Source organism: Streptomyces sp. NPDC003247 (assembly GCF_042888135.1).
Taxonomy (GTDB): domain Bacteria; phylum Actinomycetota; class Actinomycetes; order Streptomycetales; family Streptomycetaceae; genus Streptomyces.
Map to the genome: position 1 here is coordinate 97,016 of NZ_JBIAPF010000014.1, position 14,763 is coordinate 111,778.

Here is a 14,763-nt window from a genome sequence, read left to right on the forward strand (position 1 = left end):
CGCCCCGGGCCCGGCGGGAAGACCGCCGGGCCCGCAACGGCACGCGCGGCCGTCGCGGTGGTCCGCCCCGGCGGCCCGGCCACCGGGGCGGGCCACCCGGACCGGCGCCTTGCTCACGCCCCGGTCACGTGCCCCGGGGCCGCCCGGCCGGCGCTCCGACAGGGGCGGCGAGCCCTCACACCGCCTCCACCGGATGCCGCACGACGGCGTCGAACAGGTATCCCTGGGTGTTGTGGACGGTGGTGTCGGGCTGGGTGCGGCCCGTGCTGTCGGTCGCCCGCGCCAGCAGGGTGTACGCCCCGGGCGTCGGCGGAGTCCAGTCGGTGGACCAGCGGACCCAGCCCGCCCGGCGCGGGGCGTCGTGGAGACGGGCCCGGCTCCAGGTGGTGCCGCCGTCGGTGCTGACGTCGACGCGGACGACACCGCCCGCGCCGGACCAGGAGCGACCGGTCAGCCGGTGTTCGGCGGCGGCGTCCAGGGGCGCGTTCCAGGCCAGCTCCCAGGCGCTCTTGAGGGTCTGCCGGGTCAGCGGGGCGCTGCCGTCCTCGGGGTAGGAGGTGCCGAACAGGCGGTAGAAGTCGGTGTTCCAGGGCGAGTAGAGCGGCTGGGCCGCCACCTCGATGTCCCCGACCCACTTGATCGACGCGATGCCGATCCAGTTCGGCACGAGGACGCGGACGGGGTGTCCGTGGTCGTACGGCAGCGGCTCGCCGTTCATCTCGTAGGCGAGGAGGACGTCGTCGAGGGCCTTGGACAGCGGCAGCGGGCGCCGGACCCGGCCCAGGTTGGTGCCGTCGGCGGTGACGTAGTCGGCGTCGAGGCCGCGGGGGAGGACGTCGACGGCGTGGTGGCCCAGGCCCGCGTGCCGCAGGACGTCGGCCAGGCGTACGCCGCGCCACCGGGCCGTGCCGATCGCGCCCAGCGTCCAGGCGGTGCCGCTGACGGTCTGGCCCTGCTGGCTGGTGAAGAAGCTGCGGCCGTTGCCCGCGCACTCCACGAACGCGCTGCGGGTGACGGCGGGCAGGCTCTTCAGGTCGTCGAGGGAGAACACGGCGGGGGTGGTGCCGGTGAGGCCGTCGCCGTGGACGGTGAGGGTCCATGCGGCGGCGTCGAGGACCGGGGTGGAGGTGTGGTTGCGGACGAAGAAGCGGTCGTTGGGGGTGTGGTAGCCGGTGTCGGCGAGGGAGGCGAACTTCGTCTCGGCGTTGGTGCCGCGGACGGTGAACCGGTCGTCCGGGAGGGCTTTGACGATGCCGGGCGCCGTGGCCGCCGTCGCGGGGGCGGCGAGCGCGGGGGCGGCGGCGGTGGCGAGTCCGGCGGCGGCGAGGAGCCGGAGCATGTCGCGACGGGAGACGCCGTCGGCGCGGGCCTCGCCGGCCAGCCACTGGCGGAGTCTGCGGCGGTCGTAGGCGGATTCGGAGACGGACGCGGGCATGGGTCTGCCTTTCGGGAGGCGCGGAGTGGCCGGGGTACGCCTGCGCCGGACCGGGCCACCGCGTCAGGGCGTCGAGGGCGTCAGGGCCTCACGGCGTCAGGAGACGGAGCCGTGTCCGGGGTCGGGCAGGCGGAGGAGGATGCGGAGGATCAACAACAGCGCGACGCGGGCACGCGGTACCGCGACGGGGTGGGGCGGCGTCGGCTGGGGATCATCGGGCCATCGTAGGAGGGGCGGGGCCGTCTCGGCAGGTGTTCGCGCTACTTGGCCCCCGGACGGAGGCACGGCGAGGGTGGCAGCCGTACGCCGGCGGGAAGGGGCGGCCGCCCGCACGGCCGCGCCCTCCTCGTGGGTGCGGCGGCTGCCGTGGAGCGGTCCGCGGCGGGTTGTGCTCACGTCACGGTCCGGCGTCGTCCGTCCACGCCAGGATCTCCGCGGCACCCCGGCGGACGGCTTCTTCCGGCTCCCCGGCGAGCCGCGCGCAGACCGTGGCGAGGCCCGGCACGCCGTCCGGTCCCGCGAGCGCGTCCTGCACGCCGGTCCGCATCCAGTCGGCCTGGTTGTCGTCAGCCGCGGCGACCGCGAGGGCGACGATCCTCAGGGCGGGCGCCGTCCCCACCCGGGCCAGGGCCCGTGCCGTGTGCCGGGTCACCGCCGTGTCCTCGGCGTCCAGCAGCAGCCTCGCCAGCGCTTCGGCCGCCTCGGGAACATCGGCGGAGGCGGCGAGGTCGCGCCCGGCACGCGCACGCCGCGACCACGAGGGGGACGCGGCCTCGGCCAGGGCCGCCCGCGGCCCGCTCACCGAGCCGTACACCGGGGAGACACCCCGCTCACGGCCTCACGCCACATACCTCAGTCATCGTCGTCGCCGCCGCTGGTCCGGTTCCTCCCGGAGGCGCGCAGCAGTTCCCCCGCGGCGAGCGTCGCGGTCGCCACGGCGCGGGCCCAGCGGGGCCCGCCCCGCGCCGCCCACACCACACACGCGCACCCGCCGACGACGAGCGCCAGGACGCCGAGCGACAGCACGACAGCCATGTTCCCCACCCCTCGAACTACGTGATGCCGATCGTCTCAGGTGGGGAACCGACCCCGTCGACGGGGTGCCCCGCGCAGCAGCCGCGACGCCCTCACAGGTCGCCGTGCACCGTCCGGCCGTCCACGAGCGTCAGGACGGGCCGGGCCGAGCTGACCGCTTCCAGGTCGGTCAGCGGGCGGTCGAGGACGACCAGGTCGGCACGGCGGCCGACGGTGATCGTGCCGACCTCGTCCTCGGCGTGGTTGGCGTAGGCGGAACCCGCCGTGTAGGCGTCCAGCGCGACGTCCAGGTCGAGGGCGTGCCGGGCCTCCAGGGGGTCGGTGAACACGGTGTCGCCGACCGCGTGCGGGTCCTGGCGCGGGCCGAGGCGGGTGGCGGCCGTGTAGATCGCCCAGAAGGGGTTGGGGTCGGTCACGGGCCAGTCGCTGCCCATGGCCAGCCGGGCACCGGCCGCCTTCAGCTCCTGGAACGGAAAGTGCCGGGCCTCCCGTTCGGGCCCGAGGAGCGGCAGCTTGCGCTCCACGATCTCCTTGTCACGGCGAGCCCACAGTGCCTGGATGTTGGCGATCACGCCGAGTTCGGCGAAGCGCGGGACGTCGTCGGGGTGGACCACGTCCAGGTGGGCGATCTGGTGCCGGTTGTCGTGTCCGGGGTTGGCCCGCCGGGCCGCCTCCAGCGCGTCGAGGCACTCGCGTACGGCGCGGTCGCCGACGGCGTGCATGTGGATCTGGAAGCTGCGGCTGTCCAGCTCGCGGCAGATCTCCCGCAGTTCCCCGGGGTCGATGAAGGACGCGCCGGTGCCGGCGCCGTGGTGGACGTCCCCGTAGTAGGGCTGGAGCATGGCGCCCGTACAGTTCTCGCACACTCCGTCCTGCATGACCTTCACGGAGACGGGCCGGAAGCGGCCGGCGGTGCCGGTGGCGCGGCGTTCCTCCAGGGAGTCCAGCTGGCCGAGGCCCTTCTCGGCGGACCACCACAGCGCGCCGACCACCCGCGCGGTGAGCCGGCCGTCGGCGGCGAGCCGCCGGTAGACGGGCAGGGGGTCGGGCATGCCCCACAGGCTGCCGACGCAGGCGTCCTGCCATCCGGTGACGCCCATCGCGTGCAGGTGGTCCTGGGCCGCCAGGAGTGCCCGCTCGGCGAACTCGTCGCTGATCGGGGGCAGCAGGTCGGTGATGAGATCACCGGCCCGTTCCACCAGTACGCCCGTGGCCACGCCGTCGGCATCGCGGTTGATGCGGCCGTTGACGGGGTCCGGGGTGTGGTCGTCGATCTTGGCCAGTTCCAGGGCCCGGCTGTTGGCCCAGACGCCGTGGCAGTCGTGGCTGACGAACACCGCGGGCCGGTCCGGGACCAGTTCGTCCAGGATCGTCCTGGAGGGCAGCCCGCCCGGGAAGGTGTCGCCGTACCACCCGTTGCCGCTGATCCACTCCAGTTCGGGATGGTCGTCGGCGTAGGCCCGGATGGTGGCACGGTAGCGGTCCAGGTCATGGGGCAGACGGGACAGGTCGCAGGTCAGCAGCTGCACGCCGGCGGCCATCGGGTGGACGTGGGCGTCGGTGAAGCCGGGCAGCACCGCGGCGCCGCCCGCGTCGACGATCCGGGTGCCCGGACCGGCCAGCCCGGCCAGGGAGTCCCGGTCCAGGGCGGTGATCCGTCCCCGGGTGACGGCCAGGGACGTCATGCCCGGCCGGGGGGTGCGCACGTCGGCGTCGACGACGACGAGGTCGGGGTGGGTGGTGTTCACGGTGGTCCTCTCTCCGTGCTGGGTTCTACGGTGCGGCTGCGACGCGGACGTCGGGCTCCGTCGGCCGGGCGCGGCCGGCGACGAGCCGGTAGAGGCATCCGCTGACGGCGAGCCCGACGAGCCAGGCGAGGTCGATCCCGCCGATCGCGGTGGCGACGGGACCGACGTACATCGGCAGGACGACGAACGGGATCTGCACCAGCAGCCCGATCAGGTAGACGCCCAGGGCGGGGATGTTCCAGGAGCCGTAGGGGCCGCCGTCGGGGGCGAAGAAGGCGTCGACGTCGTAGTGCCCGTCGCGGATCAGGAAGTAGTCGACGAGGTTGACGGCCGACCACGGCACCAGGACGTAGAGGAGCACGGTGATGAAGTTGGTGAAGGAGGTGATGAACCCGCCGGAGGCGGCGAGGGCGACGGCCGCTCCGACGACGTGCAGGATGCCGGAGGTCACCAGGCGCGCTCTCAGGCCGGGCAGCCAGCCGGGCCGGAAGGTCTCGGCGAGGGTCAGGGCGTTGAGCGTGGCGCAGTAGACGTTGCCGGCGTTGCCGAGGGCCGACGCCCCCGCGAAGGCCAGCAGGACCGTGGTGGACAGTCCGCCGGTCAGGGCGGCCAGACCGCCGACCACGTCGTCGCCCTCGGTGACGGCGCCGACGAGACACCCCAGGGCCATGACGAGCACGGAACTGATCACGCTGCCGCCGTACGTGGCCCAGAACGCGCCGCGCGCGCCGGAGTCGGCCGGCAGGTAGCGGGAGTAGTCGGACACGTAGGGGGCGTAGGCGATCTGCCACACGGCGCCCACCGCGACCATGGAGACGAAGCCGGTGGTCGTGAAGGCGCCCGCGCCGAGCGCGCCGTCGGGCACGCCGGAGACGAGGATCCAGACGAACGAGGCCACGACGAGCAGTCCGATGGCGACGGCGCTGACCATGATGATCAGCTTGATCAGCCGCAGACCGATGACGGTGATGGCCATGCTGAGCACGGCCGCTCCGATGACGGCGGCGGTGGGGTCGACCGAGGGGAGGACGCCTTGCAGGGACTGCGCCCCGACCACGAGGTTGGAGATGTAGAACCCCAGGAACATCACCGTCGCGACCAGGACGACGAGGGCCGCGCCCTTCGTCCCGAACTGGCCTCGGGCCTGGATCATCTGCGGTACGCCCAGCCGCGGCCCCTGGGAGGCGTGCAGGGCCATGAAGACGCCGCCGGCCAGGTTGCCGATCACGACGGCGAGCACGGCCCAGACGAAGGGCAGTGCGAAGGCCGTGGTGGCGAGGGCGCCGGTGATGACGGTGAGGGGCAGCATGTTGATGCCGAGCCAGATGCCGAAGACGCCGCGGGCGGTCCCGGTGCGTTCGGAGGCGGGGATCGGGCCGATGGTGTGCTGTTCCAGCAGGGCGGTGGTCTCGGGAACCTCGGAGGGTCTCGGCTGCTCGGGGGCGGTCGCCGGGGTCTTCGCGGTCGTCATGAACGTGCCTTTCGGTGCGGTCCGGCCTGCGCGACGGGCGGTGCGGCGGCCTCGCGGCGGGCGACGGTCAGGCCGACGGTCCCGACGAGCAGCAGCACGGCGACGGTGCCGAGGGTGAACGCCTCGAACGAGAGGCGGGAGACTCCCCAGACGTCCTGGAAGACGTAGTCGATGCCGAAGAGTCCTTCGAGGACGCCGGGGAAGAGCGCCGACCAGGAGCCGGCCAGGATCCAGGCGTAGACCAGCGCCGCGCAGGTCAGGAACCCCGGGTCGCCGAAGGGGACGCGGTAGGGCCGGGGGGTGTCGGGGCGGCGCAGCCGGAGCACGACCAGCGCGGGGACGACCACCAGGTAGGACAGCAGCAGGGTGGTGACCGCCACGGTGAGCACGACCGCGAAGACGGCACCCGCGTCGCCGTCGGCGAGTTGCATGGCGGTCAGCATGAACACGGTGGCCACCGCCCCGGAGAGCAGGTTGGTCCGCACGGGCGTGCCGAGGCCGGGGTGGAAGGCGCCGAGGGAGCGGGTGAAGAAGGCGCCGTCGGCGGCGGCCATGGCCTGCATGCGGTCGCTGACGATCATCCAGGCGCTGCCCTGGGTGAGGAGGGCGAAGACGAACATGACGGCGGTGAGGGTCAGCAGGGGGCCGGACGCGCCGCCGTAGACGCCGAAGACGAGGCGGGCGCCCTCCATGAAGCCTCCGATGCCGGTGACCTTCCGCGCGGGTACCACGGCCAGGAGCGCGAGGACCGGCAGCAGGTAGCAGCAGGCGGCGATGGCCGCGGAGCGGCCGAGGGCGGCGGGTAGGTCGCGCTGCGGGTCGTGCATCTCCTCTCCGGCGGCGTTGGGGGCCTCGAAGCCGACGTAGGCGAACAGCAGGATCGGGACGAGGGCGAGGAAGCCGGCCGTGGTCGGGGTGAACCGGGTGTCGGTGAGTCCGTGGAATCCGTGCTCGATTCCGTAGAGGACGGCGGTGAGGGTGAACAGCCCGAGGGCGAGGACCTTCACCAGCGCGCCGGCCGTGGTGATCCACTTGCCTCGGCGCAGGGAGACGACGGCGGTGAGGATGGCGGCCCATACGAAGAGCAGCTTGAACGCGTAGTCGGCGACGGTGCCCGAGCCCAGGGGGAAGACGAATCCGTCCCAGGTCTCGGCGGCGAGGAAGACCAGGGAGCCACCGAGCCAGATGGGGTTGGTGACCCAGTAGAACAGCGTCGTGAGCGCCGCCGCGGGCCGGCCGAGGGCGAGCTTGACCCATACGTACGGGCCGCCCTCCTGGGGGAACGCGGCGCCGGTCTCGGCGAACAGCAGGGCGTAGGGGACGAGGAAGAACAGGGCGATGACCGCTGTCCAGGTGGCGGCCTCGCCGCCGCCGGTGGCGATCTGTCCGACGGTGTCGAAGGAGATCACCGCGGCGACGGCCATGGCGGTGATGTCGAAACGCTTCAGACTGCGCGGCAGGCCGGTGGCTGTGTCCGGCGTGCGCGGGTCCGAGGAGGTGAGGTGCGAGGACACGGGCAGTTCCTAGGACGGGAAGAGGGGACTGCGAGGGGGCGCGTGCGGGCGCGGCGACGGCGTGGGGTTCCGTGTCGGGTGGTGCGGGGAGGCCCGGTGGTGCGCCGGGCCTCCCGGGGGGTCAGGCGGGGCGGATCTCGCCGGTGGGGCCGGTGCGTTCCAGGACGCCGCGCAGGGCGGAGGCCGCTTCCTTCGCCTCGGCCTCGGTCATGATCAGCGGCGGGGAGAGCACCAGGCTGTGCGCGGAGTCGCGGACGATGACGCCGGTCTCGCGGCGGATGACGTCGTGCGGCATCCGGTCGGGGTTCAGGGGCAGGGGGGTGCGGGTGGTGCGGTCGGCGACGAGTTCGACGGCGAGCATCATGCCGACGGAGCGGATCTCGCCGACGATCGGCAGGTCGCCCAGCTGGGTCTCGAGTTCGGCGTGGAGGAAGGCGCCGAGGCCGGTGGCGCGGGCGAGCAGGCCCTCCTTCTCGATGATGTCGAGGTTGGCGAGGGCGACGGCGGTGGCGACGGGGTGGCCGTTGTAGGTGTAGCCCATCGGGAAGCCGTGGTCGCGCAGCAGGACCTCGGCGACGTGGTCGCCGACCAGGAGGGCGCCGAGCGGGACGTAGCCGGAGGTGATGCCCTTGGCGGTGACGATGATGTCGGGGGTGACGCCGAAGTACTGGGCGGCGAACCACTCCCCCACGCGTCCGTACGCGGTGACGACCTCGTCGAGGATCAGCAGGATGCCGTGCCGGTCGAGGACCTCGCGCACCCGGGGCCAGTAGTCGGCGGGCGGCACGAGCATCCCGCCGACGCCCATGATGGGCTCGCCGATCATCGCGGCGATGTTCCGCGGGCCGATCTCCGCGATGCGCTCCTCCAGCTCGGCGATGAGGAAGTCGGTGGGGTCCTGGCCGTCGTAGAGCTCGGTGCGGTACGGCCACGGCGGGGTGAGGTGGGAGACGTGCGGCATCATCGGGGCGAAGCCCTCGTGGTAGAGGGGGAAGCCGGTGGCCGAGCCGCCGCCGTAGCCGATGCCGTGGTAGGCCTTGCTGCGCGCCAGGATCCAGGTCCGGCCGCTCTCGCCGCGGCGGTGGTGGTAGTAGCGGGCCATCTTGATCGCGGCCTCGTTGCCCTCGGAGCCGCCGGAGGTGAAGTAGACGTGGTTCAGCGGGTCGGGGGCGATGGAGGCCAGCTTGGCGGCCAGCGCGATCGCGCGGTCGTTGGAGAACTCCCAGAAGCTGGTGAAGTACTCCAGCTTCGTCATCTGGTCGTGGGCGACGTCGGCCAGGTCCGTGCGGCCGTGGCCGACCTGGGCGAGCCACAGACCGCCGGTGGCGTCGAGGTAGCTCCGGCCCTCGGAATCGGTCAGGCGACAGCCCGATCCGCCGGTCATCACGACGCGCTCGGTGGCGCTGCCCGGCAGGTAGGGGTGGATGATGTGCGCCCGGTCCAGGCGGGTGAGGTCGGCGGTGTCGAGGGTCATGGGGGGTGCGTCCTTTGCTCGGTGGCGGGTGCGGTGGCGGGTGCGGTGCCGGCCGGGTGACCGGCGGGTCGCGGGGGCCGGTGCGTCGGCCCGGTCAGCCGTAGGCGATCCAGGTGGTCTTCAGGCCGGTGTACTTGTCGAAGGAGTGCAGGGAGAGGTCACGGCCGTGGCCGGACTGCTTGAAGCCGCCGAAGGGGGTGGACGGGCTGAGCGCGTCGACGGTGTTGACGGAGACGGTGCCCGCCCGCAGGGCGTCGGCGACGCGGTGGGCGCGGCCGAGGTCCCGCGTCCACACGGACGCGGCCAGGCCGTAGGCGGAGTCGTCGGCCAGGCGGACCGCCTCCGCCTCGTCGCGGAAGGGCAGCACCGCCAGGACGGGACCGAACAGTTCGTCGCGCACGAGCGGGGCGTCCGGGGCCAGGCCGGTGACGACGGTCGGGTCGACGTACGCGCCTTCCCTGTCGGGGCGGGTGCCGCCGCACACGAGCGTGCCGCCCGAGGTGCGCACCGCGTCCAGGACGCGTTCGGCCTGGGCCTCGTCGACCAGCGGGCCGAGCCGGGTGGCGGGGTCGAGCGGGTCGCCCGGCAGCCAGGTGCGGGCGTGTTCGGCGACCCGGGCGGTGAACTCCTCCGCGACGGACGCCTCGACCAGCAGGCGGGTGTTGGCGGAGCACACCTGCCCGGCGTTGTAGGCGAAGCCCCAGGCGGCTCGCTCGGCCGCGGCTTCCAGGTCGGCGTCGGCGAAGACCAGGTTCGGGCTCTTGCCGCCGGCCTCGGGCCACACCTGCTTCATGTTCGACTCGGCCGAGTAGGCGAGGAACCGCCGGGCCACGGCGGTGGAGCCGGTGAACACCAGGGTGTCGACGTCCGGGTGGAGTCCGAGGGCGCGGCCGGTCACCTCGCCGGGGCCGGGGACGACGTTCAGCACGCCGTCGGGAAGTCCCGCCTCCGCCGCGAGTTCGGCGAGGAGCAGCGCCGACAGCGGTGACTGTTCGGCGGGCTTGAGCACGACGCTGTTGCCGGCCGCCAGGGCGGGGGCCAGTTTCCAGCTCGCGAGGTCGAGCGGGAAGTTCCAGGGCACCACCGCGCCGACGACACCCAGCGGGGCGCGGCGCACCAGGGCGAGGTTGCCGGGCGGGGCCGGGGCGACCTCGTCGTAGAGCTTGTCGACCGCCTCGGCGTACCAGGCGAAGACACCGGCCGCGCCGGGCACGTCGGTGCCGTACGACTCCGCGACGGGCTTGCCCATGTCGAGGGTGTCACAGAGGGCGAGCTCCTCGCCGTGCGCCTCGATGAGACGGGCCAGCTCCAGCAGGACCCGCTTGCGCTCGGCGGGGGCGGTGCGCGACCAGCGGCCGTCCTCGAAGGAGGTGCGGGCCGCGGACACGGCCCGGTCCACGTCGGCGGGCGAGCCTGCCGCCACCTCGGCGGTGGTCCTGCCGGTGGCGGGGTTCACGGTGGGGAGCCACCGGTCGCCGGTCGGGTCGGTCCACGCTCCGTCGATGAACAGGCGCGTGCGGGGCGCGAGCTCGGCGGCACGCTGCCGCCAGTGCGAGTACGTCGTCATGCTGTGGCCTTCGATTGCGTTGTGGGACCCGGGCGGACCGACGCCCGTCCGGGTCTCGTGTGGCCGGGGCCAGGTGGGAGGTACTGCCCGCGGAGGCGGGGCAGGGCAGGACGGGGGCGGGACGGCTCCACGAGGGGGGATCCCACGGGGGGATCCCACGGGGAGATCCCACGGGGGAGATCCCACGGGGGAGGTTCCACGGGGGAGATCCCGCCGAGGGGGTTCCGCGGGGAGGTCCGCACCAGTTCTTTGAGTCGAGATTCAAACAATCGGTGAACCGGTCGTCAATGCTCTGGACACGAACTTCTTGCGGAAGATGGTCCGAGTAACAGAGAATTAACCGCCATGGGCAAAGTCGGCAGACCACGCAACCAGACGGCGCGCAGAGAAGCCCTCGTCTCCGCCGCGGGGCGGGCCATCGCGCAGCGCGGACTCGAGGGCCTGCGCATCAAGGACATCGCGGACGCGGCGGGCGTCTCCCAGGGCTCGGTGCTGTACTACTACCCGGAGCTCGACGACCTCGTGCTGGAGGTGCACCGCGGAGCGGTGGAGGGTTTCCTGGCCTCCCGGCAGCAGGCGTACGACACGGCGGCCGCGGGGGATCCCGCGGCGCGGCTGCGCGCGCTCCTCGACAGCGGCCTGCCCGACACCACGGAGGACCCCGTGCACGGGCTGCTCTACGAGCTGCACCGGCGCGCCGGCCGCAGTCCCGGCCATGCCGAGCTGATGACCTCCCTCTTCGCCCGGGAGGTGGCGCTCTACACGACCGCCCTCGAGGTCGGCGCCGCGACCGGGGTGTTCTCCCTCGCCGCGTCCGCGCACGATCTGGCGCACGGACTGGTGGCCTTGGAGGACGGCTACGGCCTGCACATCGTCAGCCACAACGCGGCTCTGCGCCCCGGCAGGGCCCGTGACCTGATCCTGGCCCATGCGCGGGCGGTGACGGGCTGCGCGGGTCTGTGAGGCCCGGCGGTCACCGCTCGGGCCCCTCCCCGGCGGGCGGCCGCGGGCTCAGGCCTCGGCGGACTCCGCGGCGATCTCCCGCAGCAGGTCCATCACCGCTCGCGCGCGGGCGGTCTGGGTCATGCCCCCCACGGAGGCGAGCTTGACCTCGAGCGGCGGGCCGCCGTCCAGCAGCCGGAGTTCGGCGACCTCGCCGCCACCGTAGGTCTGGCTGGTCGCCGGCCGCTGGTTGAGCACGGAGTAGCCGAGTCCGCGGGCCACCAGGGAGCGTACGGTCTCGTAGCTCTGCGTCCGGTAGCGGACGTCGGGCGCGGTGCCGGTGGCGGCCACCAGCGAGTGGAAGTAGTCGCGGCTGTGGGGAAGGTCCAGCAGGACGAGCGGTTCCGCGGACAGTTCGGTCAGCTCCGCACTGCCCCGGCCGGCCAGCGGGTGATCGGCCGAGACGATGACGTAGGCCGGGGCGCGGGCGATCGTCTCGCTGCGCAGTTCCGGCTCGGCCGACAGACCGAGGCCGTAGGTGAGGGCGAAGTCGATGCGTCCGGCCGCCAGGGCGTGCAGGAGCTGGTCCGTCTCCGCCTCCACCACGTCGATCTCGATGCCCGGATGGCGTCGGGTGCACTCGCTGAACAGGGGCGGGAGATAGTAGGGGGCCAGGGTCACGAAGCAGCCGACGGCCACCGGCCCGGAGAGGGCCTCACCGTCCCCCCGGGCCTCCCGTTCGACCTCGCGGGCGCGGGCCAGCAGGTCCCGCGCCTGCTGCTGGAGCCGCTCCCCGGCGGGGGTGAGGGTCAGCCCCCGGCCCCGCCTGCGGATGAAGAGCTGCACCTGGAGGTCCCGCTCCAGGTGGTAGACGGCCGCGGACACGGCGGACTGGGCGATGTGCAGCTCCGCCGACGCCTCCGTCATGGATCCGCGCTCGGCGGCGACCAGGAAGTAGCGGAGCTGAACGAGGGTGAATCCCAGCGGTGACGTCATGCGAGACCCTTGTGCCCGGTGAACCGTGTCCGTGCCCGACCCTATGCGGCGGTGCCCGCGACCCGCTCGGAGGGTGTGCCGGCGACGTCCTCGGGGCGCAGCAGCGCCGAACCGGCGGTCTCCTTCAGGGACAGGGCGGCGACCAGGCCGCCCACGGCGAACACCATCAGGTACGGGCCGGGCACCAGGGTGCTTCCCGTCGCGGAGATGAGCACCGTCATCAGGTAGGGCACGGTGCCGGCGAACAGCGCCGCGGTGATGTTGTAGGCGACGGACAGGCCGCTCTGCCGCGTGCGGGTGGGGAAGATCTCCGCCGACCACACCGCGTAGGTGCCGAGGATCGCCGCCAGGATCACGCCGAGCAGCAGAGCGGCGATCCAGGTTCCGGCGAGTCCGGTCCGCATCAGGAGGAAGGCCGGGGTGGAGACGACCAGCAGGGCCGCCGTCGCCCCGACGAACACCGGCTTGCGTCCCACCCGGTCGGACAGCATGCCGAACAGCGGCACGAGCACCAGCCCCAGCAGCGAGATGACGGTGGACAGCAGGGCCGCGCTGTCGGCCGAGTGGCCCAGGTGGTCGGTCTCGTAGGTGACGAGGTAGGTCAGGACCGCGTAGAAGGGGACGTGCATGGCCGCCATCAGGCCCGCCGCCTGGAGCAGTTGCCGCTTGTGGGAGCGGAGCAGTTCCCGGGCGGGGCTGCTCGGAACGGCGCCGTCGGCTTCGAGCGCCCGGTACTCCGGGGTGTCCTCGATCTTGTTGCGGATGATGAAACCGATGACGCCGAGCGGCGCGGAGACGAGGAAGGGGATGCGCCAGCCCCAGGAGGTGAGCTGGTGCTCGTCGAGCCCGGTGGACAGCAGCAGGAAGACGAACGAGCCGGCGAGGAAGCCGAGCAGGGAGCCGACCTCCAGCCAGCTCACGCCGAAGCCGCGACGGCGGCGCGGCGCCGTCTCGGCGAGGAAGCTGGCCGCGCTGCCGAACTCGCCGCCCGCGGCGAAGCCCTGGATCAGGCGCAGGACCACCAGGAGCACCGGGGCGGCGATCCCGATCGACGCGTAGCCGGGGAGCAGACCGATCGTCAGGGTCGCGCCGGACATCATGAAGATGACCAGGGACAGGGTGCGCTTGCGGCCGATCCGGTCGCCGAGCGGTCCGAACACCAGGGCGCCGACCGGCCGGATGCCGAACGAGACGGCGAACACGCCGAACACGGCGAGCAGTCCGGTCGTGGCGTCCTCGGCCGGGAAGAACACGGTCGCGACGGTACCGGCGAGATAGGCGTAGGCGGCCCAGTCGAACCAGTGCACGAACACGCCGACGGCTCCCGCGGCGACGCTCCTGCGCAGGGCGACCACGTCGGTGGCCGGCTCGGCCCCGGTGGTCGTCGGGGCGCCGCTCTTACAGGTGGGCATACGCGCCTCCTTGTGGGGATGGATGGAGAAGCCGGAGCTGTGCGGGTGCCGCCGGCGCCGTGCCCTCAGATCGCTGCGGGTCGGCCGGTCAGGGAGGCGGGGCTGGTGAGGTCGCGGAGCTGCGCCTCGGTCAGCAGCCCGCGCTCGCGGATCAGGTCGAGCGCGGGCCTGCCGGTGTGGTGGGCCTCCAGCGCGACGGCGCAGGCGGTCTCGTAGCCGAGTGCGGGGCCGAGCGCGGTGACCAGTCCGGTGGAGGCGGCGACGGTCCGGGCGAGCCGGCGACGGTCGGCGGTGATGGCGGAGCGTCGGGACGCCCGTCAGGCGGCGCAGGTGCTCCAGCGCGCGCTCGCGGTAGCCCGGGCGGGCGTTGAGGCCGGTGCCGATCGCGGTGCCGCCGAGGTTGAGTTCGTGCAGCAGCAGCCTGGCCTCGGCGAGCCGCTGCTCGTCCTCGGCGAGGGTGGCGGCGAACGCCCCGAACTCCTGGCCCAGCGTCATGGGTACCGCGTCCTGCAACTGGGTACGGCCGATCTTCAGCACGTCGGCGAACTCGGCGGCCTTGGCCTCGAAGGCCTCGCGGAGCCCGGCCAGGGCGGCGAGCAGTCCGGCGATGTGCGCGTCGAGCGCCAGCTTCACCGCGGTCGGGTAGACGTCGTTGGTGCTCTGGCCGAGGTTGACGTGGTCGAGGGGGTGCAGGACGGCGTACTCCCCGCGGGGGCGTCCGAGCAGTTCCAGGGCGCGGTTGGCGATCACCTCGTTGGCGTTCATGTGGGTCGAGGTGCCGGCGCCGCCCTGGATGAGGTCGACCACGAACTGGTCCCGCAGCGCGCCGTCACGGATCTCCGCGCAGGCGTCCGCGATCGCCGAGGCGAGGGTGCCGTCCAGGGCGCCGACCTCGGCGTTGGCGCGGGCGGCGGCGTCCTTCACCGCCGCCAGGGCGCCGATCAGGTGCGGCCGGGCGGCGAGGGTCTCCCCGGTGAGGGAGAAGTTGGCCACCGCCCGGACGGTGTGCGCCCCGTAGTAGGCGTCCGCGGGCACGTCGACGTCGCCGAGCATGTCGTGCTCCGTCCGGTACCCGCTGTCCGCCGGGGCGGTGTGCCGACTGTCCGCCGGGGCGGTGTGCCGGGGGCCTGGGGTCGGGGGCATCGGTGTCCTCCGGGTCGTAGGGGGTC

12 protein-coding genes and 1 pseudogene are annotated in these 14,763 nt (G+C 73.3%); 1 reads left to right on the forward strand and 12 read right to left on the reverse strand.

Annotated features, from left to right (window positions below; translation table 11 throughout):
- Window positions 1–175: 175 nt before the first annotated feature.
- From ACFYWQ_RS35885 to ACFYWQ_RS35920, 8 genes are all read right to left on the reverse strand, one after another.
- Window positions 176–1,435: a sulfite oxidase gene (locus ACFYWQ_RS35885; RefSeq protein WP_389522545.1), complete on the reverse strand. Its 1,260-nt coding sequence runs from the start codon at window positions 1,433–1,435 to the stop codon at window positions 176–178.
- A gap of 397 nt (window positions 1,436–1,832) precedes the next feature.
- A complete protein-coding gene (locus ACFYWQ_RS35890; RefSeq protein WP_389522547.1) occupies window positions 1,833–2,237 on the reverse strand; it encodes a hypothetical protein in 405 nt (134 codons plus the stop codon).
- A gap of 50 nt (window positions 2,238–2,287) precedes the next feature.
- Complete coding sequence (locus ACFYWQ_RS35895; RefSeq protein ID WP_389522548.1) at window positions 2,288–2,470, reverse strand: hypothetical protein; 183 nt, start codon at window positions 2,468–2,470, stop codon at window positions 2,288–2,290.
- Window positions 2,471–2,562: 92 nt separating this feature from the next.
- Window positions 2,563–4,218, reverse strand: coding sequence for an amidohydrolase (locus ACFYWQ_RS35900; RefSeq protein WP_389522550.1), 1,656 nt, complete (start codon window positions 4,216–4,218; stop codon window positions 2,563–2,565).
- A gap of 25 nt (window positions 4,219–4,243) precedes the next feature.
- A complete protein-coding gene (locus ACFYWQ_RS35905; RefSeq protein ID WP_389522552.1) occupies window positions 4,244–5,689 on the reverse strand; it encodes a purine-cytosine permease family protein in 1,446 nt (481 codons plus the stop codon).
- Complete coding sequence (locus ACFYWQ_RS35910) at window positions 5,686–7,203, reverse strand: APC family permease (protein ID WP_389522554.1); 1,518 nt, start codon at window positions 7,201–7,203, stop codon at window positions 5,686–5,688. The genes ACFYWQ_RS35905 and ACFYWQ_RS35910 overlap by 4 nt, the downstream gene beginning before the upstream one ends.
- 121 nt (window positions 7,204–7,324) lie before the next feature.
- The gene (locus ACFYWQ_RS35915) at window positions 7,325–8,677 is read right to left on the reverse strand and encodes an aspartate aminotransferase family protein (protein WP_389522555.1); all 1,353 of its coding nucleotides are present in this window, start codon (window positions 8,675–8,677) and stop codon (window positions 7,325–7,327) included.
- Between the two features lie 94 nt (window positions 8,678–8,771).
- A complete protein-coding gene (locus ACFYWQ_RS35920; protein WP_389522557.1) occupies window positions 8,772–10,244 on the reverse strand; it encodes an aldehyde dehydrogenase in 1,473 nt (490 codons plus the stop codon).
- 345 nt (window positions 10,245–10,589) lie between these two features.
- On the opposite strand from ACFYWQ_RS35920, the gene ACFYWQ_RS35925 reads away from it, so the two are divergent.
- The gene (locus ACFYWQ_RS35925) at window positions 10,590–11,207 is read left to right on the forward strand and encodes a TetR/AcrR family transcriptional regulator (protein WP_389522559.1); all 618 of its coding nucleotides are present in this window, start codon (window positions 10,590–10,592) and stop codon (window positions 11,205–11,207) included.
- 48 nt (window positions 11,208–11,255) lie between these two features.
- Here the strand turns inward: ACFYWQ_RS35925 and ACFYWQ_RS35930 are convergent, their stop codons facing one another.
- The 4 genes and pseudogenes from ACFYWQ_RS35930 to ACFYWQ_RS35945 form a co-directional block, all read right to left on the reverse strand.
- Complete coding sequence (locus ACFYWQ_RS35930) at window positions 11,256–12,182, reverse strand: LysR family transcriptional regulator (protein ID WP_389522561.1); 927 nt, start codon at window positions 12,180–12,182, stop codon at window positions 11,256–11,258.
- A gap of 41 nt (window positions 12,183–12,223) precedes the next feature.
- Window positions 12,224–13,594 carry an MFS transporter gene (locus ACFYWQ_RS35935; RefSeq protein ID WP_389522743.1) on the reverse strand — a complete coding sequence of 457 codons (1,371 nt, stop codon included), beginning with the start codon at window positions 13,592–13,594 and terminating at the stop codon, window positions 12,224–12,226.
- A gap of 65 nt (window positions 13,595–13,659) precedes the next feature.
- Complete coding sequence (locus ACFYWQ_RS35940; protein ID WP_389522745.1) at window positions 13,660–13,890, reverse strand: hypothetical protein; 231 nt, start codon at window positions 13,888–13,890, stop codon at window positions 13,660–13,662.
- A gap of 10 nt (window positions 13,891–13,900) precedes the next feature.
- Window positions 13,901–14,647, reverse strand: a pseudogene (locus ACFYWQ_RS35945) (lyase family protein); the annotation flags it as partial.
- Between the last annotated feature and the right edge of the window lie 116 nt (window positions 14,648–14,763).

Excerpts from the sequence above, each read along its gene's own strand:
- ACFYWQ_RS35885 (WP_389522545.1), bottom strand. The coding sequence starts at position 1,435 with ATGCCCGCGTCCGTCTCCGAATCCGCCTACGACCGCCGCAGACTCCGC.
- ACFYWQ_RS35895 (WP_389522548.1), bottom strand. The coding sequence starts at position 2,470 with ATGGCTGTCGTGCTGTCGCTCGGCGTCCTGGCGCTCGTCGTCGGCGGG.
- ACFYWQ_RS35905 (WP_389522552.1), bottom strand. The coding sequence starts at position 5,689 with ATGACGACCGCGAAGACCCCGGCGACCGCCCCCGAGCAGCCGAGACCC.
- ACFYWQ_RS35915 (WP_389522555.1), bottom strand. The coding sequence starts at position 8,677 with ATGACCCTCGACACCGCCGACCTCACCCGCCTGGACCGGGCGCACATC.
- ACFYWQ_RS35920 (WP_389522557.1), bottom strand. The coding sequence starts at position 10,244 with ATGACGACGTACTCGCACTGGCGGCAGCGTGCCGCCGAGCTCGCGCCC.
- ACFYWQ_RS35925 (WP_389522559.1), top strand. The coding sequence starts at position 10,590 with ATGGGCAAAGTCGGCAGACCACGCAACCAGACGGCGCGCAGAGAAGCC.
- ACFYWQ_RS35930 (WP_389522561.1), bottom strand. The coding sequence starts at position 12,182 with ATGACGTCACCGCTGGGATTCACCCTCGTTCAGCTCCGCTACTTCCTG.
- ACFYWQ_RS35935 (WP_389522743.1), bottom strand. The coding sequence starts at position 13,594 with ATGCCCACCTGTAAGAGCGGCGCCCCGACGACCACCGGGGCCGAGCCG.